17 protein-coding genes and 2 pseudogenes are annotated in these 20,271 nt (G+C 71.2%); 10 read left to right on the forward strand and 9 right to left on the reverse strand.

Annotated elements, in window-relative coordinates:
• Window positions 1-106: 106 nt before the first annotated feature.
• Both AB0D57_RS12145 and AB0D57_RS12150 read right to left on the reverse strand, forming a co-directional pair.
• Window positions 107-601, reverse strand: coding sequence for a DUF3515 domain-containing protein (locus AB0D57_RS12145; protein ID WP_362070677.1), 495 nt, complete (start codon window positions 599-601; stop codon window positions 107-109).
• A gap of 20 nt (window positions 602-621) precedes the next feature.
• On the reverse strand, window positions 622-855 hold the full coding sequence (locus AB0D57_RS12150; RefSeq protein WP_028802415.1) for an Lrp/AsnC ligand binding domain-containing protein: 234 nt from the start codon (window positions 853-855) through the stop codon (window positions 622-624).
• Window positions 856-1,085: 230 nt separating this feature from the next.
• Here AB0D57_RS12150 and AB0D57_RS12155 point away from each other — a divergent pair, with 230 nt between their 5' ends.
• Window positions 1,086-2,051: a thiamine-phosphate kinase gene (locus tag AB0D57_RS12155; RefSeq protein WP_362070679.1), complete on the forward strand. Its 966-nt coding sequence runs from the start codon at window positions 1,086-1,088 to the stop codon at window positions 2,049-2,051.
• A gap of 20 nt (window positions 2,052-2,071) precedes the next feature.
• Here the strand turns inward: AB0D57_RS12155 and AB0D57_RS12160 are convergent.
• The 3 genes and pseudogenes from AB0D57_RS12160 to rpmB all read right to left on the reverse strand — a co-directional run.
• Window positions 2,072-2,377: pseudogene (locus tag AB0D57_RS12160) on the reverse strand (FAD-dependent oxidoreductase); the annotation flags it as partial.
• A gap of 328 nt (window positions 2,378-2,705) precedes the next feature.
• Window positions 2,706-3,824, reverse strand: a pseudogene (locus tag AB0D57_RS12165) (BTAD domain-containing putative transcriptional regulator); the annotation flags it as partial.
• Window positions 3,825-3,973: 149 nt separating this feature from the next.
• A complete protein-coding gene (rpmB, locus tag AB0D57_RS12170; protein ID WP_003993230.1) occupies window positions 3,974-4,159 on the reverse strand; it encodes a 50S ribosomal protein L28 in 186 nt (61 codons plus the stop codon).
• A 261-nt stretch (window positions 4,160-4,420) separates the two neighbouring features.
• Between rpmB and AB0D57_RS12175 the strand changes: the two genes are divergently transcribed.
• A complete protein-coding gene (locus AB0D57_RS12175) occupies window positions 4,421-6,175 on the forward strand; it encodes a DAK2 domain-containing protein (RefSeq protein WP_362070681.1) in 1,755 nt (584 codons plus the stop codon).
• Between the two features lie 124 nt (window positions 6,176-6,299).
• Here AB0D57_RS12175 and AB0D57_RS12180 read toward each other — a convergent pair whose 3' ends face one another.
• Both AB0D57_RS12180 and AB0D57_RS12185 read right to left on the reverse strand, forming a co-directional pair.
• Window positions 6,300-9,341 carry a tetratricopeptide repeat protein gene (locus tag AB0D57_RS12180; protein ID WP_362070683.1) on the reverse strand — a complete coding sequence of 1,014 codons (3,042 nt, stop codon included), beginning with the start codon at window positions 9,339-9,341 and terminating at the stop codon, window positions 6,300-6,302.
• Window positions 9,338-11,185 (reverse strand): HSP90 family protein, encoded by a 1,848-nt coding sequence (locus AB0D57_RS12185; RefSeq protein WP_362070686.1) that lies wholly within the window; start codon window positions 11,183-11,185, stop codon window positions 9,338-9,340. The genes AB0D57_RS12180 and AB0D57_RS12185 overlap by 4 nt, the downstream gene beginning before the upstream one ends.
• Before the next feature lie 163 nt (window positions 11,186-11,348).
• Here AB0D57_RS12185 and recG point away from each other — a divergent pair, with 163 nt between their 5' ends.
• From recG to mutM, 8 genes are all read left to right on the forward strand, one after another.
• Window positions 11,349-13,556, forward strand: coding sequence for an ATP-dependent DNA helicase RecG (gene recG / locus AB0D57_RS12190; RefSeq protein WP_362070688.1), 2,208 nt, complete (start codon window positions 11,349-11,351; stop codon window positions 13,554-13,556).
• 124 nt (window positions 13,557-13,680) lie between these two features.
• Window positions 13,681-14,268: a 16S rRNA (guanine(966)-N(2))-methyltransferase RsmD gene (rsmD, locus tag AB0D57_RS12195; protein WP_362070690.1), complete on the forward strand. Its 588-nt coding sequence runs from the start codon at window positions 13,681-13,683 to the stop codon at window positions 14,266-14,268.
• 26 nt (window positions 14,269-14,294) lie between these two features.
• Window positions 14,295-14,774: a pantetheine-phosphate adenylyltransferase gene (coaD, locus tag AB0D57_RS12200; protein WP_362070825.1), complete on the forward strand. Its 480-nt coding sequence runs from the start codon at window positions 14,295-14,297 to the stop codon at window positions 14,772-14,774.
• A 132-nt stretch (window positions 14,775-14,906) separates the two neighbouring features.
• Complete coding sequence (locus AB0D57_RS12205) at window positions 14,907-15,983, forward strand: ATP synthase F0 subunit B (protein WP_362070692.1); 1,077 nt, start codon at window positions 14,907-14,909, stop codon at window positions 15,981-15,983.
• 163 nt (window positions 15,984-16,146) lie between these two features.
• Complete coding sequence (locus AB0D57_RS12210; RefSeq protein WP_362070694.1) at window positions 16,147-16,800, forward strand: YceD family protein; 654 nt, start codon at window positions 16,147-16,149, stop codon at window positions 16,798-16,800.
• 2 nt (window positions 16,801-16,802) lie between these two features.
• Complete coding sequence (gene rpmF, locus AB0D57_RS12215; RefSeq protein ID WP_006139588.1) at window positions 16,803-16,976, forward strand: 50S ribosomal protein L32; 174 nt, start codon at window positions 16,803-16,805, stop codon at window positions 16,974-16,976.
• Window positions 16,977-16,995: 19 nt separating this feature from the next.
• Window positions 16,996-17,832 (forward strand): ribonuclease III, encoded by an 837-nt coding sequence (gene rnc, locus AB0D57_RS12220; RefSeq protein ID WP_362070696.1) that lies wholly within the window; start codon window positions 16,996-16,998, stop codon window positions 17,830-17,832.
• Between the two features lie 108 nt (window positions 17,833-17,940).
• Window positions 17,941-18,801: a bifunctional DNA-formamidopyrimidine glycosylase/DNA-(apurinic or apyrimidinic site) lyase gene (mutM, locus tag AB0D57_RS12225; protein ID WP_362070698.1), complete on the forward strand. Its 861-nt coding sequence runs from the start codon at window positions 17,941-17,943 to the stop codon at window positions 18,799-18,801.
• 15 nt (window positions 18,802-18,816) lie between these two features.
• Here mutM and AB0D57_RS12230 read toward each other — a convergent pair whose 3' ends face one another.
• Window positions 18,817-19,224: a helix-turn-helix domain-containing protein gene (locus AB0D57_RS12230; protein WP_362070700.1), complete on the reverse strand. Its 408-nt coding sequence runs from the start codon at window positions 19,222-19,224 to the stop codon at window positions 18,817-18,819.
• A 72-nt stretch (window positions 19,225-19,296) separates the two neighbouring features.
• Complete coding sequence (locus tag AB0D57_RS12235) at window positions 19,297-20,271, reverse strand: CAP domain-containing protein (protein ID WP_362070702.1); 975 nt, start codon at window positions 20,269-20,271, stop codon at window positions 19,297-19,299.

Raw genomic sequence — 20,271 nt, forward strand, 5'->3', positions numbered from 1 at the left:
AACGCCGCAGATGGGCGCACCAGACCCCGCGTCTGCGACCTGATCCGCCGGACAGGCCCTAGACCCCTGGCGCGGGGCCGCGACAGCGCTCCTGTACGTCTGTACGTCAGTCGGCGATTCCTTCGGGGATCGCCTTCTTGATGGGCGCGGCCAGATCGACGAGCGAGCCCGAGCCGTCCTGCTGCACCCACTGGGACGGCACGCTGACCTCGACGTACGCGCGGCGCAGACTGCTGGTGAAGACGTATGACCCGTCGTCCTGCTTCTCCATCAGCCAGCCGACGCCGTTCACCTCGCCGCTGAGCGCGTTCTGGTTGCTCATCGCGGCGGGTCGTTCGACACCGCAGCGCAGTATGATCGCCGGGCTTCCCCAGCCCGCGGTCAGCGCGGACCGGGGCTCGGGATCGTCCCGGTCGAGGCCGTCAATTTTCTTCGGCAGCGCCTTGTCCAGGTTCTGACACAGCTTGACGACCTTCGCGTCCGGGCTGGGAACCGCGGCCGAGGCGTCGTCGTCCGCCGAGGAGCAGCTCGTGACGGTGATCAACAGGGCGAGAACGGGCAGCCCGAAGAGAGCGGTGCGCCGGTGACGGGAGAAGTCCACCGGCCAAGGGTAGACGGGGGCTACAGATGAACGACCGGGCAGGTCAGGGTGCGGGTGATGCCGTCCACTTGCTGGACCTTCGCGACCACCATGCGGCCGAGTTCATCAACCGTGTCGGCCTGGGCCCGCACGATCACGTCGTACGGTCCTGTCACGTCCTCGGCCTGGATCACCCCCGGGATCTTGCTGATCGTCTCGGCGACGGTCGACGCTTTGCCGACCTCCGTCTGGATCAGGATGTACGCCTGTACCACGGAACCTCCAGGGCGGCCACGAGGATCATGTGGGGAAAAGGAACGCCACGGTATCGCGTCGCCGCTCGCCGCGGGGAGACCCGCGGTGGCTGGGGCTTGCGCGCCGGGGTGCACAGACTGCACAAGTTGACGGTCAACTCGACCGTACCGAGTACACAGACGGCCCGCGACCGCACCGAGGACGGCTCGCGTACCGCGGCGCAGACAGGAACAGAAGGGGCAGTACGACTATGAAGGGCACCGTGGGCGAGTTGGGGGAGTTCGGGCTCATCAAGGAGCTCACCTCGCGTCTCACCACCACCCCGGCGGTCCGGGTCGGCCCCGGCGACGACGCCGCGGTGGTCGCCGCGCCCGATCGCAGGGTCGTCGCGAGCACCGACATCCTCCTGGAGGGGCGGCATTTCCGCCGTGACTGGTCCACGGCGTACGACGTCGGACGCAAGGCGGCCGCGCAGAACCTCGCGGACATCGCCGCGATGGGCGCCGTACCGACCGCGCTGCTGCTCGGCCTGGTCGTCCCGGCCGAACTCCCGGCCACCTGGCCCTCCGAGCTGATGGACGGGCTGCGCGACGAGTGCCAGGTCGCGGGCGCGGCCGTGGTCGGCGGCGATGTCGTACGCGGCGACACCATCATGGTCTCGATCACCGCGCTCGGCGATCTGCGCGGCCACGAGCCGGTGACCCGGGGCGGGGCACAGCCCGGCGACGTGGTCGCCGTGACGGGCTGGCTGGGCTGGTCCGCGGCCGGGTTCGCGGTGCTCTCCCGGGGCTTCCGCTCGCCGCGCGCCTTCGTGGAGGCCCACCGGCGCCCCGAACCGCCGTACCACGCGGGTCCCGCGGCCGCCGGGCTCGGGGCGACGGCGATGTGCGACGTGAGTGATGGGCTGATCGCCGATCTGGGGCACATCGCCGAGGCGAGCAAGGTACGCATCGACATCCGCTCGGGCGCGATCGACATCCCGTCCCAGATGAACGACATCGGCCAGGCCGTCGGAGTCGACCCGATCCAATGGGTGCTCACCGGCGGCGAGGACCACGCGATCGTGGCGACCTTCCCGCCGGACGTGAAGCTGCCCGCGCGCTGGAAGGTGATCGGCGAGGTCCTCAACCCGTCGGCGCTGCCGCAGGTCACGGTGGACAGCGCACCCTGGACCAGCAAGGGGGGCTGGGACCACTTCGGGGACATCGAGTCGTGAACAGGTGACCACCTGAGCGTTCAGACGGGGTACTCGCGAAGCTTGATGCCGGTGGCCGCCTTCTCCGTCAGCTTCTTGAAGAAGCCGGCCAGGAGGCGAGAGCTCAGCAGCCGGTACACGCGGTCGCGACTGCGGATCCCCCGCTCGGTCGGCGGGGCGAAGAACGGCCCCGCGTTGCCGGAGATCTTCTGGCAGCCCTTGGCGAAGTCCCGGATGCGCGTCTCGTATTCGGCGAACGCGGTGCGGTGGTCGCCGTTCGCGAGAGCCAGTTCGCCCGCCAGGACGTGCGCGCCGACGATCGCGACGCCGGTGCCCATGCCGCCCATCTTGCGAGGCCGGTGGGAGCAGCAATCACGATTCCGGTCTCCTTGAGAATCCGCCCCGTGCCCAGGAAAGCGACGCGGGGTCCCCGCCCCACCCGGGTCCGAACCGGGTGGAAAGCGTCCGGCGGGGCGGCTGCCCCAGTCACCGAAGCACCGCAGCCGGCGGCGCCACAGGCGGCAGGTACCGCAAGCGATGAGCACCGTGCCCCCGCCGGCGGCACGGACCGCGAGCCACCGGCGGGGGTCCATACCCAGCCAGGCACCACGGGCCGCTTCCCGCGATCCAGGAAAACCCAGGATCGCCGAGGAAACCTCAGCTCATCTGCGACGCTCCGAGGAGCAGTCCGGCGATCCGGGCCACGTCCTCGACCAGGTGCTCGCAGTTGTCGAGGACCAGCAGCAGCTCGCGGTCCTCCAGGGCGGCGAGGAGCCGCTGCGTGGTGTCTGCCGAGGGGATGCGGAGGCCTTCGCGCAGGCCGAGGGCGGTGAGGAGGGCGTAGGGGAGCTGGGAAGGGTCGGTGAGGGGGGCGAGCTCGACGAGGTACACGCTTGCGCCGGCATTTACGCGGGCCTGGGCGGCTTCGATCGCAAGGCGGTCTTCCCCGCGCCGCCCGGCCCGGTGAGCGTGACCAGCCGTTCTTGGGTGAGCAGCGCGCCGATCCGCGCGAGTTCGGCTTCACGGCCGATGAAGTGGGTCAGCTGGGCCGGCAGGCGCTGGGGAGCGGGACCCGTGCCCTGGAGCAGCTCCAGGTGGAGGGCGGACAGTTCGGGCGAGGAGTCGGCGCCCAGCTCGTCCGCGAGGATGCGCCGCGCCTCCTCGTACACCGTCAGGGCCTCCGCGGGCCGCCCCTCCGCGTGCAGGGCCCGCATCAGCTGTCCGTACAGCCGCTCGCTCAGCGGATGCGCGGTGAGCAGCTCGCGCAGCTCCGGGACCAGTTCGGGGCCGCCGCCGAGCGCGAGTTCCGCCTCGACACGGTCCTGTACGGCGGTGAGCCTGAGCTCTTCGAGGCGGGCGACCTGGGCCTGCGCGTCGGGGAGGTCGGCGAGGGCCGGGCCGCGCCACAGGGCGAGCGCCTCCCGGAGCAGGGCTGCGGCCCCGGTGTGGTCGCCCTGGGCGAGGGCCGCGCGGCCCTCGCGGGACAGCCGCTCGAAGCGGTGGGCGTCGACGGCGTCGGGGGAGACGGCGAGGCGGTAGCCGGCGGGGCCGGCCTCGATCTCCGTGCGGGGGCCGAGCCGCTTGCGCAGTCGGGACACCTGGGACTGGAGGGCATTGGCGGCCCCGGCCGGCGGCGCGGCGCCGTACAGGAAGTCGGTCAGTCGCTCCGTGGAGATGGTGCGGCCCGCCTGGAGGAGGAGCAGCGTGAGCAGGGCGCGGGGGCGGGGACCGCCGGGATCCACGGGGCTGCCGTCCTCGGCGCGGATGTCGAGGGCCCAGGATGCCGAAGCGCATTCCACAGATTCTGGCAGGTCGCACGCGCGCGTACGACAAAAAACCGGCCCACCGTGAGGTGGACCGGTTTTCTGTAAGCGAACCAGCAGTGGCCGCGCGCGATGGGGGTCCCCCTGCTCAAGCGGAGCCGAGAGCGTGGGGGAGTAGCGTCAGCGCGAGACCTTGCCGGCCTTGATGCACGAGGTGCAAGCGTTCACGCGCTTCGGCGTCCCGCCGACCACGGTACGGACGCGCTGGATGTTGGGGTTCCAGCGACGGGACGTACGGCGGTGCGAGTGCGAGATGTTGTTGCCGAAGCCCGGCCCCTTGCCGCAGACGTCGCAGTTGGCAGCCACGGGTCACTCCAAAGACTTCAGATGCACTTACGGTGGATCCCGGCATGCCGGGATCAAGATCTAGGATCTGAGTGGCGGTGCCAGGGGGAAGGCCCGATCGGATCGGGCAACTGGAGCAGCATACAACGACTGCGTCCAGAGAACGAAACTACCATGGCTGCTCCCCGGACCTGCCCTGCGTCCTCCTCAGGGCCCCCTACCGACGGTAACCCGTCCTGGGTCTACGCTGCGTCCCACGTCCAGCAGCTCAAGGAGGCGCAGGTGCCGCAGGTGCCGCAGACATTGGACGCATCCGCGGTGCGCACCTGGTGCGGTCTCGCGCTGGAGGCGCTGGGGCGGGCGCGCGAGGAGATCGACGCGATCAACGTCTATCCGGTGGCCGACGGGGACACCGGGACGAATCTGTATCTGACGGTGGAGTCGGCGGTCGCCGCGGTCGAGGCGGTTTTCGAGGGCCACGGCGCCGTGTCCACCACAGCTGACGACCCCTTCACCACCTCCACGGAGGTGGGGCGGCCCGCCCTCGCCGATGCGGTGCGGGCGATGGCGCACGGGGCACTGATTGGGGCCCGGGGGAACTCCGGGACGATCCTCGCGCAGCTGCTGCGCGGCATGGCGCAGGTACTCGCCGCCGACGGGGAGACCGCTCACGCCGACGGACAGGGTCTCCGTCTCGCCCTCCAGCAGGCCGCCGACTCCGCACGCGAGGCTGTCGCGCACCCCGTCGAGGGAACGGTCCTCACGGTCGCCTCGGCCGCCGCCGAAGCGGCCACCGGCACCGAGGGCGACTGCGGCACGGTCGCCCGCGCCGCGTACGAGGGAGCGCGGGCGGCCCTCGCCGCGACCCCTGGACAGCTGGCCGTCCTGAAGCGTGCCGGTGTCGTCGACGCGGGCGGGCGGGGGCTGGTGGCGGTGCTCGCGGCGCTGGTCGAGACGTTCACGGGGGAAGTGCCGGGGGTGGTTCCGAGCGCGAGGCCGCTCTCCGGTGCGGTGTTCGATGCGGCTTCTGGTGCGGTTCCCGGGGAGGTCCACGCGCGCGGGGACGCCGACGGGAACGACGCCTGTGCGGAAGGCGGGCCGGGCGAGGGCGGGCCCGCCTTCGAGGTCATCTACCTGTTGGAGGCGCAGGACGCGGCCGTGGCTCGGTTGCGGGACCGGCTCGACCGGCTGGGGGACTCACTCGTCGTGGTCGGCGGGGACGGGCTGTGGAACGTCCATGTGCATGTGGACGACGCGGGTGCCGCCGTGGAGGCGGGTGTCGAGGCCGGGCGGCCGTACCGGATCAGGATCACGCACTTCGGGCTCGGTGACGCCCACACCGCGGGCGCGGCGGGACGGCCGCCGCGGGAGCGGGCGCAGCGGGCCGTGGTGGCGGTCGTGCCCGGTGAAGGGCTGGCCGGGCTGTACACCGAGGCCGGCGCGACCACCGTGCTCGCGCGGCCCGGGGAGCCGCCCGCCAGCGGCGAGCTCGTCGAGGCCGTACGGCGTGCCCACGCGCGCGAAGTGGTGCTTCTGCCCAACGACGCCGAGCTGCGTCACACCGCGGCGGCCGCCGCCGAACAGGCCCGTACGGAAGGTGTCCGGGTCGCGCTGATCCCGACCCGCTCCGCGGTCCAGGGCATCGCCGCGCTGGCCGTTCACGAGCCCGACCGTCGCTTCGACGAGGATGTCGTCGCCATGACCTCGGCGGCGGGTGCCACCCGCTACGCCGAAGTCGCCGTCGCCGAGCGTCAGTCCTGGACCATGGCCGGCATCTGCCAGGCCGGCGACGTCCTCGGTCTCATCGACGGTGACGTCGCCGTGATCGGCTCCGACGTCACCGCCGCCGCCGAAACCGTCCTCGACCGTATGCTCGCCGCCGGCGGTGAGATGGTCACCCTGGTCCTGGGCGACGAGGCTCCCGACTCCATTGCCGCGCATCTTGAATCGCGGGTCAGGGAGTCGTACTTGGCGGTGGATACGGTGGTGTATCGGGGCGGGCGGCAAGGGGCGCTGCTGCTGATAGGCGTGGAGTAGCGGTCGCGCCACGTTTCCTGCGTACCTGGGGGCTGCCGCCCCCAGACCCGCGAAGGCGGGGGTCCGGGGGCGGCAGCCCCTGGGTATGGGACGGGTAGGGGCGGCGGGGGCGAAAACCCGCCCGTCAGCGCGCCGGGTGCTTCTCCAAACGGTCCAGCAGATTTCCCGCTTCCGCCCGGCGAGCCGCCGCGGTCTCCCCCTCCACCCCGGCATACGCGGAAAGCACGGCACGCGCGCGTGCGGACGCCGCCGCGGGCAGCCGCAGGTCGGCCTCCACCCACCCCGCGGCGAGCTCGGCGCCCGTACGCGCGTCGAGGGCATCGTCTCCGAGCGGGACGAACACCGAGACGGCCTGCGTGAAGTGGGTCAAGGCCTCCTCGAGGAGGCCCGGCACCGCAGCCTCCTCCGCGTCGTCGGGGACGCAACGCGCGACGAGGTCACCGAACTGCCGGTGGGTGTGACCGAGTTCGGCGACAAGGCGGTGACGCGCCTCCTCAAGCCCCTCACCTTCGCCCTCGCCCTCGCCCTCGCCCTCGCCCTCGCTCTCCGCGAGAAGCGCCCCCTCGCACTCCCGCACCGCCACCGACATCAACTCCCGCGCCGCGTCCAGCCCCGCATCCGTGCCCACTGCCGCCCAGGCCCGCGCCCGTAGCGCCCGGATCAGGCCGTGGACGTTGCCCAGGGCACGCCACAGGTCGCCGGCCCGGGCGTACGCCAGGTCAGCCTGGGCGGGCAGCCCGGCGTGGCCGAGCGCCTCGGCGGCGAGGTGGGCGAGCATCGCGTGGTCACGCTGCTCGGGCCAGTGCCGGGCGATGTCCGCGGCCTGCAACCAGCGCTCGGCGGCCTCGCGATGGTCGCCGAGCTCGGTGAGACAGTCGCCGAGCCACCACTGCGTCTGCACGATCGCACCGTCGCCGTGCATGTCGGTGGTCAGATCGGGCAGCGCCGACTCCAAGATCTCCGCAGCCTCGGCCCAACGCCCCTGACGGAGCAGGAAACCGCCGAGCTGGTGCCGGGCCCAGGCACCGAGCGTGGCGCTCTCGCCCGCCTCGTCGGCCCAGTGCGCGGCCTCCAGAGCGTGTTCCGAGGCAAGCCCGAACTGTTCGGTGGCGCCGAGGACCTCGGCGAGCTGCAGATGCAACTGCGCGTGTCCCATCGGCTCCAGGTGGGGCCCGCCGTGCTCCAGCGCCGCGCGTGCGGCCCGCTCGGCCTCCGCCGCGTCGCCGAGGTGCCGGGCGATCCCGGCGAGCCGGGACTCGTACTCCACGGCGAGCCACGGCAGCCCGGCCGCCACGAACGACTCCGCGGCCCGCGCGAGCAGTTCGGCGGCGGCCTCGGCGTCCCCGACGCGCGCCGCGAGCTCACCGAGTATCGCCTGCGCCTCCGCGGCCCGGGAGCCCATGCGTACGTCCGCGATGTGCGGCTCGGCGAGAACCAGCAGCTCGCGTGCGGCCTCCTCGGCGGCGGCCAGGACATCGCCGTCGTCCGTCTCCGTCGACGCCGCCGGCCCCGACTCGTCCGAGCCCTCCCCCTCCTGCACCCGATGCATCAAGATCCGCGCCCGCCCCACCAGCACGGACGCCGTCTGGGACACCCCCGTCCCGCCGTCCGCGCGGAGCGCCAGCACCTCCTCGTACAGCGACGAGACGGCCGCCAACGCCTCCTCCGTCCCGCCGGTGAGGGCGAGGACGTACGCGGCGCGGGCGCGGGCCGCGAGCGCCTCGCCGGGGTCGCCCGCCTCGGCGTACAGCTCGGCCGCCCGATGGAAGAGTTCGATGCCCTCGGGACCGCGGTCCATCGCCTCGTGGTCGGCGATCTCCGCGCGGTCGCGGACGTCCAGTTCCTGGCCCTCGGCGGCGCGCGAGACCGCCGCCCAGGCCGCGACGGCCTCCGGGCTGCGGGACGCCGACAGCCGCCGGGCCTCAGCGAGCAACTCGGCCAGGTCAGGCCCGGCGGCCGACCTCACGCCGCCGCCCGATCGTCCCGCCGAAGCCGAAGCCGAAGCCGAAGCCGAAGCCCCCGTTGCCGTCGCCGTCGGCGGCGACACGTGCCGCGTGGAGCGCACGCCCAACGGCAGCCGGTCCACCAGCGGCCGCTGGGCCATCCGCACGCGGGCGCGCTCGCTCACGTACGACGTTCCGTTGCGCGCGTCGAAACGCGCGGCCAGCGAAAGGGCGTCCCCGCGCGCGTGGACCGCGAGTTCCGCCGCGGTCCACGCGCGTCCGGCCGGTCCGGTCACGGTCCGCCCGCCGAGGCCGAGCTCGGTCAGCCGGTCCATGAGCAGGGCCGTTACGGCCATGAAGTCGAGCTTGCTGCGCGGTTCCCCGGAGTCGGTGAAGTAGGCCGGCCGCTCGGCGAGCAGTTCCAGGGCACGCGCCTCATTGCCGGTGAGCGCGCAGAACTCCACGTGGTCCGCGTACGCGTCGCGCATGCTCTCCATGGAGCGGACCAGCCGGAAGCCCCGCAGATGGTGGGCGCGGGCCTCGTCCAGGCGGCCCAGGCGCAGCAGGGGGACCAGGGAGGACGCCAGGACGGTGTGCGGCTCGTGGGCGCACGTGTACTCGCCCTCCAGGACCGGGCGCCACAGCTCCAGCGCCTCCGCGTCCGCGTCGCACTGCGCCCGCCACCACCCCTGACTCTGCAGCTCGCACGCGTGGCAGTCGGCCATGGTGTCGCGGTCGGCGGCCAGCCACGCGGTGTACGCCCGCTCGGCGCGCTCCAGGTCCCCGAGATGGGCGGCGACGCTGAACTCGGCTCCACGCACCGCCCGTTCGGAGTGCCCGGCGAGCCGGTAGCGGTGCTCCATCTCGCCGAGCCACTTCTCTATGGAGGCGAGCGGAATGTGCGGCTGGTCCAGCATGCCGGAGGACATCCACTTGAAGACCCAGTGCAGCGAGTGGATTTCGTACTCGTCGAAGTCCTCCGGGCGCTCGTCCCACATGCGCAGCAGGCGCGCGAAGGGGACGAACATCTTGTCCTTCTCGGAACTGTAGTTGTAGACCTGCAGCTGGTGTCCGAGCGCCTCGATCACGGCGAGCGGGATGTTCAACTTCTCGGCTTCGACGAGCAGGTGCTCCGCGCGCGCGTTGCGGGCGGGGCCCTCCGGCTGCTCGTGGTTGTCCGCCATCGCCTGGCGCAGCATGTCGAAGTCCATGGCCTGGCTCATCGGCGGTCGTCCTTCCCGGGATCGGTGTGGGTGGCCCACTCGAGGAGGCCGATGAACGCGCGGTTGAGGAGCGCCGAGTCAGCGGGCCGCAGGGGGCGCTGGGCCATCAGGAGGGCCTGTCCGTAGAGGGACTCCGTGGCGGTGCCTATCAGCTCCGGGTCGTTCAATCCACTGATCCTTCGGATCAGTGGATTGAGATGGTTGAGCACCAGACGCGCGCGTGGAGCGCTGCCGCGCAGCGAGCCCAGGATGCCCGCCCACAGGTCGTCGGCCTGTTCCTCGGCCTCCGCGCGGGCCTGCTCGTGGCGGGCCGCCCGGTCGTCCAGGTGCAGGGCCGGGACCGAGAGCGGGTGGAAGGCGCGCAGCGCCACATCGCAGCCCAGAGGGTCGAGTTTGGCCCGTGCGGCCCCCAGGAAGGCGGACAGGGCCAGTTCCTCGGCCGGGTCGACGGCGTCCAGATGTGCCGTCACGGTGTCGGCGTCCAGCTCCGACACGACCGTCCCCGGACGCACCGACGGCAGCGCCTCCACCAGCTCGCTGTCGTAGGTGTAGCCGCCGTTGACGACGCCGATGCCCTGCGCGGAGGCGATGGGGGCGACCTGCCGGTACTCCTCCACGGTCCGGGTGAAGTGCACCACCGGGTGGCGCTGGGCGAACTCCTCCAGGGACAGCCGTCCGTCGGTCGTCTCGAAGGGCAGCCACGGCAGCATCGTCCGCAGCATCTCGCTGTCGTGCCGCGCCAGGGACTTCACACCCAGGTAGTGCACGGACAGGAAGGCGGCCAGCCGCTCCGGGTCGCCCGCCGCCAGCCCCGTCAGCCACGACCGGATGCGCTCGCCCAGGGCCTCGCGTACGGCCGCCAGAGTCTCGTCCTCGTACAGCGCCTCGCGGGACGCGGTGGGCCGCAGGCTGTCCGTGTCCAGGACGCAGCGCACGAAGAACGCCCAGTCCGGCAACAGCTGTTCGGCCCGCTCGGTGAGGAGCATGCCCTTCAGATGCACCCGGTGGCTCGCGCGCTGGGCGGGGCTGACCGCGGACGGCAGCACGTACGCCACGCCCCGGACCCCGGCGAGCGGCACGTCCAGGTCGATCGAGTCCAGCGGCGTGAACCCGAAGAGGTCGTGGCAGTGGCGGGCCAGGGCCACCCTTCGGGTGGCAGGGCTCGGGTACGCGCGGTCCCAGGGCGCCGGAAGTTCCGCGATCGCCTCGTCGCCGACGCGTACGTCGTAGGGCAGCAGCGATCCGAAGTCCCGGGCCAACGACCGCACCCGCTCCTCGGCCAGCCATTCGCCGGCCCCCGCGCGCGCCACCAGGTGCACGGTCGTGCCCGGTTCGGTGCGGGCCTCGTGCGGCAGCGTCCGCACGGTGTACGAGCCGTCGTCGGTCGCCGTCCACTCCACGGGCGCCGCGTCGGGCGTACGCGCGCTGCGGCTGACGACCCGGATGCGCTCGGCGACCACGAAGCACGCCAGCAACCCGATGCCGAACTGCCCCAGGAAGTCGGAGCGCGCCGCCTGAAGGCCGTCGTCCCGCTTGGAACTGCGGCCGATCGTCGCGAGGAGGCTGTGCACGTCGGACTCGGTGAGCCCGACACCGGAGTCCTCCACGCGCAGGGTGCCCTCCGCGCCCTTGTCGACGTACACCCGGACCGTGGCAGGGGCGTCCGGCTGCTCGGCCCGCCGCGCGGTGATCGCGTCCACGGCGTTCTGCAGCAGCTCGCGCAGATAGACCTTGGGGCTGGAGTAGAGGTGGTGGGAGAGCAGGTCCACGAGGCCACGCAGGTCGACCTGGAACGTATGGGGAGACTGAGGTGTCTGGAATGACTGAGAAGTCTGAGAGTCCATCGTCGCAGCGCCGGTGGGGGGACGGGCGACGGCGCGGGGTCGGGCGGTCCCGGGGGACGGTGACCGCGAAGCGGGCCGGAGCGCGCCATCCTAGGCCCGGACCGACCGGCCTGACCAGCGGATTTCCAGGACGTATACGGCATTGTCAGTGGTGTGGTGTGCAATGGATCTCGTGCCCGCGCTCGATGAACCACTGAAGAAGGTGCTCGGTCCCCCCACCGCGAAGGTGATGGCCGAGCACCTCGACCTGCACACCGTCGGTGACCTGCTGCACCACTATCCGCGCAGATATGAGGAGCGCGGGCAGCTCACGCACCTCGCCGACCTGCCCATGGACGAGCATGTGACGGTGGTCGCCCAGGTCGCCGACGCGCGCCTGCACTCCTTTGCCTCGTCCAAAGCCCCCCGCGGCAAGGGCCAGCGCCTCGAAGTGACCATCACGGACGGCAGCGGCCGCCTCCAGCTGGTCTTCTTCGGCAATGGTGTACACAAGCCCCACAAGGACCTCCTGCCCGGCACGCGCGCGATGTTCTCGGGCAAGGTCTCCGTCTTCAACCACCGCCTCCAGCTGGCCCACCCGGCGTACGAGCTGTTGCGCGGCGACGGCGACGACGAGACCGTCGACTCCTGGGCCGGCGCGCTCATCCCGATCTACCCGGCCACCGCCAAGATGGAGTCCTGGAAGATCGCCAAGTCCGTCCAGACGGTGCTGCCCAGCGCCCAGGAGGCCGTCGACCCCCTGCCGGACTCCCTCCGGGACGGCCGTGGTCTGGTCTCCCTCCCCGAAGCCCTCCTGAAGATCCACCGCCCGCACACCAAGGCGGACATCCACGACGCCCGCGCCCGCCTCAAGTGGGACGAGGCCTTCGTCCTCCAGGTCGCCCTGGCCCGCCGCCGGTATGCCGACGCGCAGCTGCCCGCAGTGGCCCGCAGGCCCAAGCCGGACGGCCTGCTCACCGCCTTCGACGCCAAGCTGCCGTTCACCCTCACCGAGGGGCAGGAGAAGGTCTCCAAGGAGATCTTCGACGACCTCGCCACCGAGCATCCGATGCACCGGCTGCTCCAGGGAGAGGTCGGATCGGGCAAGACGATGGTGGCCCTGCGCGCCATGCTCGCCGTCGTCGACGCGGGCGGGCAGGCCGCGATGCTCGCGCCCACCGAAGTGCTCGCCCAGCAGCACCACCGGTCGATCACGGAGATGCTGGGGGAGCTGGCCGAGGGCGGCATGCTCTCCGGGGTCGAGCACTCCACCAAGGTCGTGCTGCTCACCGGATCCATGGGGGCGGCGGCGCGGCGGCAGGCGCTGCTCGATCTGGTCACCGGTGAGGCCGGGATCGTCATCGGCACGCATGCGCTGATCGAGGACAAGGTGCAGTTCCACGACCTGGGCCTGGTCGTCGTCGACGAGCAGCACCGCTTCGGCGTCGAGCAGCGCGACGCCCTGCGCGGCAAGGGCAAGCAGCCCCCGCACGTCCTGGTGATGACCGCCACGCCCATTCCGCGCACGGTCGCGATGACCGTCTTCGGCGACCTGGAGACCTCCGTCCTCGACCAGCTCCCCGCCGGGCGCTCACCGATCGCCAGCCATGTCGTCCCGGCCGCCGACAAGCCGCACTTCCTCACGCGCGCGTGGGAGCGCGTGCGCGAGGAAGTGGAGAAGGGCCATCAGGCGTACGTGGTCTGCCCCCGCATCGGGGACGAGGAGGACGACCCGAAGAAGGGCAAGAAGAAGTCCCCCGAGGACGAGGCCGAGAAGCGCCCGCCCCTCGCCGTCCTCGACATCGCCGACCAGCTCGCCAAGGGTCCCCTCCAGGGCCTCGGAGTCGAGGTGCTGCACGGCCGCATGCAGCCCGACGACAAGGACGCCGTGATGCGCCGCTTCGCCGCCGGCGAGACCCACGTCCTGGTCGCGACGACGGTGATCGAGGTCGGGGTGAACGTGCCGAATGCCACGGCGATGGTGATCATGGACGCCGACCGGTTCGGTGTGTCCCAGCTCCACCAACTGCGTGGCCGCGTCGGCCGCGGCTCCGCCGCCGGACTCTGCCTCCTGGTCACCGAGATGCCCGAAGCGAGCCCGGCACGCCAGCGGCTGAACGCGGTGGCGTCCACACTCGACGGCTTCGAGCTCTCCCGTATCGACCTCGAACAGCGCCGGGAGGGCGACGTCCTGGGGCAGGCCCAGTCCGGAGTCCGCTCCTCGCTGCGCATGCTCACCGTCATCGACGACGAGGAGATCATCGCCGAGGCGCGCGAGGAGGCCGCCGCGGTCGTCGCCGCAGACCCCGAGCTCACCGGGATCCCCGGCCTGCGCACCGCCCTGGAGGCGCTCCTCGACGAGGAGCGCGAGCAGTACCTGGACAAGGGCTGAGAGACCCTCATGAGAGGCACCCCACAGAGGAGGCTGACAGGCACTACCCGGACCGCGGCTGAGAGACTGGGATCCGACGCACCACCAGCGCACCCGACCCCTACCACCAGCGCAAAGGACCCTCATGACCCGCGTGATCGCCGGCCGGGCCGGCGGACGCCGTCTGGCCGTCCCGCCGGGCACCGGCACCCGGCCCACCTCCGACCGGGCGCGCGAGGGCCTCTTCTCCACCTGGCAGTCCCTGCTCGGCGGTCCGCTGGAGGGTGAACGCGTGCTCGACCTGTACGCCGGCTCGGGCGCCGTCGGCCTGGAAGCGCTCAGCCGCGGCGCCGGCCACGCCCTCCTCGTCGAGGCCGACGCCCGTGCCGCCCGGATCATCCGCGAGAACGTGAAGTCACTGGGCCTGCCCGGCGCCGAGGTCAGGTCGGGCAAAGCGGAACAGATCGCCCAGACGCCAGCGCCGGCGGAACCGTACGATCTCGTCTTCCTCGACCCTCCGTACGCCGTCTCGGACGACGATCTTCGCGAGATTCTGCTCACACTCCGGACGCAGGGCTGGCTCGCGGCCCAAGCCCTCGTCACCGTGGAGCGCAGCACCAGAGGCGGCGAATTCAGGTGGCCGGACGGTTTCGACGCGATCCGGGCCCGTCGTTACGGCGAGGGGACGTTTTGGTACGGTCGCGCCGCCTCTACGTGCGAAGACGCACGATGACCGGACCGGAGAGCGAGGGACCTCAGTTGCGCCGCGCCGTCTGTCCCGGGTCATTCGACCCGATCACCAATGGACATCTCGACATCATCGGCCGAGCCTCAAGGCTCTACGACGTCGTACACGTCGCGGTGATGATCAATCAGTCCAAGAAGGGGCTGTTCGAGATCGAGGAGCGGATCGATCTGATCCGCCAGGTCACCGCCGACTTCGGCAATGTCGAGGTCGAGGCCTTCCACGGCCTTCTCGTCGACTTCTGCAAGGAGCGCGACATCCCGGCCATCGTCAAGGGCCTGCGCGCTGTCAGCGACTTCGACTACGAGCTGCAGATGGCCCAGATGAACAACGGCCTCTCGGGCGTGGAGACCCTCTTCGTGCCCACCAACCCGACCTACAGCTTCCTGTCGTCCTCCCTGGTCAAGGAGGTCGCGACGTGGGGCGGCGATGTGTCCCACCTGGTGCCGCCGGTGGTCCTCGAGGCGCTCAAGGAGCGCCTGAAGAGGGACTGAGGTGGGACGGGGGAGGGGGCTAGGGGCCCTCAAGGGCCTGACAGTCCGTCACCCGGTGTCGGGCGGGGCGGGAGTGGTCGTACAGTCGACCCGTCCGTCTTCAACACAGCTGTAGAGAGTGGCGAGCACACGGTGGACGTGCAGAAGAAGCTCGATGAGATCGTCTCGGCGGTCGGCAGCGCCCGTTCCATGCCCATGTCGGCCTCGTGCGTGGTCAACCGCGCCGAGCTGCTCTCGATGCTCGAAGAGGTGCGCCAGGCTCTGCCCGGCTCCCTCGCCCAGGCCGAGGAGCTCATCGGCGGCCGCGAGCAGATGGTCGAGCAGGCCCGCCTGGAGGCGGAGCGGATCATCGAGTCCGCGCACGCCGAGCGCGGCTCGCTGATCTCCGACACCGAGGTCGCCCGCCGCTCGCAGAACGAGGCGGACCGCATCCTCGCCGAAGCCCGCCAGGAGGCCGAGGAGGTCCGCGCCGAGGCCGACGACTACGTCGACTCCAAGCTCGCCAACTTCGAGGTCGTCCTGACCAAGACCCTCGGCTCCGTCGGCCGCGGTCGCGAAAAGCTCCTCGGTACCGGTCCCGGCACCGACGAGCAGGGGTACGAGGACGAGGACGCCCCCGAGCGCAGCCATGACCCCGAGACGCTGCGCCGCAGCGCCGACGACTACGTCGACGTGAAGCTCGGCGCCTTCGAGGCCGTCCTCGCCAAGACCCTGGAGGCGGTCGGCCGCGGCAGGCAGAAGCTGCACGGCCGGATCGCCAGCGACGACCTGGGCGAACTGGGCGGCTTCGAGGACGACGGCACCCCCGGCCGGCACACCAGCGACGCCGACTACCTGGCCGGCCTCGCCGAGCTCTCGGACGCCCCCGAGCGGCCCGCCCAGACTCCCGAGGTGCCGGCCCAGCCGTCCTACGAGCAGCAGCAGGACGCCTACGCGTACCAGCCGCAGTCCGATCCGTACGGCTATCAGCAGCAGTACGCCCAGCAGGACGCGTACGGCTACCCGCAGGCCGACCCGTACGCGGCCTACCCGCAGCAGGGCTACGACCAGCAGCCGGCGTACGACCAGAGTGGGCAGCAGGCCTACGCGCAGCAGCAGCACGCCGCGGACCCGGAGACGCATGCTCTGGACGAGACCAGCCTCTTCGACACCAGCATGATCAGTGCGGAGCAGCTGCGGGCGTACGAACAGGGGCGCGGCGGCCACTGAGGGCGGCGCGCACCGGCGCTCGAGTCCGGGGCCGTACACCGGATTGGGCCGTGAGCGAAAGGTCCAGTATCCTGGCTCTTCGGTCGCGTGTACGTCCGCGATCAGCGCTGCCCACGGAACACCAGGGGTGGCGTCCCTCGAGCTTCGAAGATCGAAAGCAGGAATGGCTCTGAACACCCGCCTCGACCACCGCAACCCTCTCGTGTTCGACACACACGAGCTGGGTCGGCGTCCTGGTGCGCTGCAGCGCTTGACCCGCGAGATCGACGCCCCCAAGGATCTCGGGATCCAGGGAGTCATCGGAGTGCCGGAAGGCGCCCCGGTGGAGCTCGAACTCCGCCTTGAGTCGGTCATGGAAGGGGTGCTTGTCACAGGCACCGCCCGTGCACAGGCCAAGGGGGAGTGCGTAAGGTGTCTGGAGCCGCTCGAGCAGCAGCTCGAAGCGGACTTCCAGGAGATGTTCTCGTACCCTGACGCCGACGACCGGGGCCGTGTGAAAGCGGAGCCGGCCGACGACGCCGAGGAAGACGAGGACACGCTCTTCATCGAGGACGGCCTGTTCGACCTCGAACCCGTGCTGCGTGATGCGGTGGTGCTCGCACTGCCGATGCAGCCGGTGTGCCAGGACGACTGCCCCGGCCTGTGCTCCGAGTGCGGAGCCCGGCTCGCGGACGACCCGGACCACCACCATGACGCCGTCGACATCCGTTGGGCGGCACTGCAGGGACTCGCCGGTTCACTCGAAGATGGCGAGAAGGACGAGATGAGCGGCGGCGCGCTTCCATCAGCGCACGCCGACGAGAAGCAGGAGAAGTAGCCGTGGCTGTTCCGAAGCGGAAGATGTCGCGCAGCAACACGCGCCACCGCCGGTCGCAGTGGAAGGCTGCGGTCCCCACCCTGGTTGCGTGCGAGCGCTGCCACGAGCCCAAGCTGCAGCACATCGCGTGCCCGGCTTGCGGCACCTACAACAAGCGCCAGGTCCTCGAGGTCTGAGCGGCTGGTGAGAGGTCTGATGTCTGACGCCAAGGCGGATACAAACGCCAAGAACAAGGCGGACAACACAGCCTCGTCCCACACGCTTCTGGAAGGGCGGCTCGGGTACAAGCTCGAGTCCGCCCTTCTGGTGCGTGCGCTGACCCACCGTTCCTACGCGTACGAGAACGGCGGTCTGCCGACCAACGAGCGACTGGAGTTCCTCGGGGACTCCGTGCTCGGCCTCGTGGTCACGGACACGCTGTACCGCACCCACCCCGACCTGCCCGAAGGCCAGCTGGCCAAGTTGCGGGCCGCGGTGGTCAATTCGCGTGCGCTTGCGGAAGTGGGCCGCGGCCTCGAACTCGGCTCCTTCATCCGGCTCGGCCGGGGCGAGGAAGGCACGGGAGGCCGGGACAAGGCATCCATCCTCGCCGACACCCTTGAAGCGGTGATCGGCGCGGTCTATCTCGACCAGGGTCTGGAAGCGGCGGGCGAACTCGTCCACCGGCTCTTCGACCCGCTGATCGAAAAGTCCTCGAATCTGGGCGCCGGCCTGGACTGGAAAACCAGCCTCCAGGAACTCACCGCGACCGAGGGGCTCGGCGTTCCCGAGTACCTGGTCTCGGAGACCGGCCCGGACCACGAGAAGACCTTTACTGCTGCCGCCCGCGTCGGAGGCGTCTCGTACGGCACCGGCACCGGCCGCAGCAAGAAGGAGGCGGAGCAGCAGGCCGCGGAGTCCGCGTGGCGTGCGATCCGCTCCGCCGCGGACGAACGCGCGAAGTCGGCCCAGGCCGCCGAGCAGGCGGCTCAGGCCGCCGAGGGGACCGTCGACGCCCCCTCGGCTCCGACGAGCGACCCGGCCACGGCTTGATTCCTTCGTAACCGCAGAGTCGAAACCCCGTCGAGGCGTCCGCGCCGCGACGGGGTTTCGAACATCTCCGTGACCCGTCAGCGTGATCCGTTTCTCCGGAGGAGCACCGTGCCCGAGTTGCCCGAGGTCGAAGTCGTACGGCGCGGCTTGGAGCGCTGGGTCAGCGGGCGGACCGTGACATCGGTCGAGGTGCGGCACACGCGGGCCGTGCGGCGGCATCTGACGGGGCCCGAAGGCTTCGCGAAGGCGCTCATGGGACAGCGCGTCGGACCGGCCATGCGCCGCGGCAAGTACCTCTGGCTGCCCCTGGACGACTCCCCGTACTCCGTGCTCGCACACCTCGGAATGAGCGGACAGCTCCTGGTGCGGCCCGTGGATGCCACGGACGAGAAGCACCTGCGCATCCGGGTCCGCTTCGACGACGCGCTCGGCACCGAACTGCGCTTCGTCGACCAGCGCACCTTCGGTGGACTCTCCTTGCACGAGACCACCCCGGACGGTCTCCCGGACGTCATCGCGCACATCGCCCGCGACCCGCTCGACCCCCTCTTCGACGATGCCGCGTTCCACACCGCCCTGCGTGCCCGCCGTACGACGATCAAGCGCGCGCTGCTCGACCAGTCGCTGATCAGCGGGGTCGGCAACATCTACGCGGACGAGGCGCTCTGGCGCTCCAAGCTGCACTACGAACGCCCCGCGGGCACCTTCACCCGGCCGCGCACCGCCGAACTCCTCGGCCACATCCGCGACGTCATGAACGACGCCCTCGCCGCCGGCGGCACCAGCTTCGACAGCCTGTACGTCAACGTCAACGGCGAGTCGGGCTACTTCGACCGCTCGCTCGACGCGTACGGCCGCGAGGGTGAGCCCTGTCGGCGGTGCGGAACGCCGATGCGGCGGCGTGCTTGGATGAACCGGTCCAGCTACTTCTGCCCGCGCTGCCAGCGCCCGCCGCGCGTCACGCCGTAGGAAAGTCCTGAGGAGTCAGCGCTCGCGCGTCGCGTCGTAGCGTGTGCGGGCCTCCAGGACGGCGTCCATGCGGCCCTCCACGAAGTGGATGAGGGACAGTAGGCGCTCGGCGACCTCGCGGCCGAGCGGCGTGAGCGTGTAGTCGACACGCGGCGGGTTCGTGGGCTGCGCCTCACGGTGCACCAGACCGTCACGCTCCAGCGCGTGCAGCGTCTGGGAGAGCATCTTCTCGCTGACGCCGTCTACACGGCGGCGTAGCTCGTTGAAGCGGAACGAACCGTCGTGCAGCGCTCCGAGCGTGAGCGAGCCCCAGCGTCCGGTGACGTGCTCGAGCGTGCCCCGGGACGGGCAGCCGCGGGCGAACGCGTCGTACGCGAGGTCTTGAAAGTCACCGCTCTCGGCGGGCTGCACGGTGGGTTGCATGCTTTTACCCTACTAGGGCACAGCGCCAACCAGAAGGTTGCGCTAACCAGCAGTTAGCGCTCTCTCCGTCGGTCAGTAGCCGAAGTCCTGCGTCCACCAGGGGCCGCCGCTGCCGTAGTGCACACCTACGCCCAGGGTCTTGAAGTCGCAGTTCAGGATGTTGGCGCGGTGACCGGGGCTGTTCATCCAGGCCTCCATGACGGCTGCCGCGTCGGCCTGGCCGCGGGCTATGTTCTCGCCGCCCAGGCCGGTGATACCGGCCTTCGCCGCCCGGTCCCAGGGGCTGAGCCCGTTCGGGTCGGTGTGGTCGAAGAAGCCGCGCGTGGCCATGTCGTCGCTGAAGGCCTCGGCCAGCGCGGACAGGGCGCTGTTCGCCGCCACCGCGCCGCAGCCGACCTTGGCCCGCTCCTCGTTGACCAGCTTGAGCACCTCGGCCTCGGCCGCTGCCTCGGCGGACACCGTCACCGGGGCGGTGGTCTTCGGGCCCTTCGTGGCGGTCTTGATCGGCTTCGGCTTCTTCGTCTTGACGGGCTTGGTGGCGGGCTTCGTCTTCTCGGGCGCCTTGGTCGGCTCGGCCGATGACGAGGAAGGGGCGGCCGAGGGTGTGGCGGCGGCGGAGGCCGAACGGTCGGCGTCACGGCTCGTCGACGTGTCCTCGCGTTCCTCCGCGCTGCCCGACGTACCGCCCTGCTGGGTCTCCTGACTGGACGGGGAGCCCACGGCCTGCACACTGTCGGAGCTGCCGCCGCCACCGCCGAGCGCGTAGTTGTCGCTGCCGGGCAGTACGCCGGCCGCGACGGCGACGGTGCCCAGCGCCACGGCCGCGGAGACGCCGAGCAGACCCGTGCGTACAGGGGTCGCGACCTTCCCCTTGCGGTGCGAGCGGGCGGCGGCATTGCTCGGGAGATCGGCGATCGCGGCGTAGCCGTACAGATTCTCCGGACCGTAATGGTCCGTCTGGGCCCCGTACGTACCCGTTGTGTCGGTCACCTCGGTGGCGCGGCCCATGGCGGCGCGGCCGGCGGCGGAGCGTCGGTGGCGTCCCAT

Origin of the sequence: Streptomyces sp. NPDC048275, assembly GCF_040652275.1 — a bacterium.
Lineage (GTDB): Bacteria > Actinomycetota > Actinomycetes > Streptomycetales > Streptomycetaceae > Streptomyces.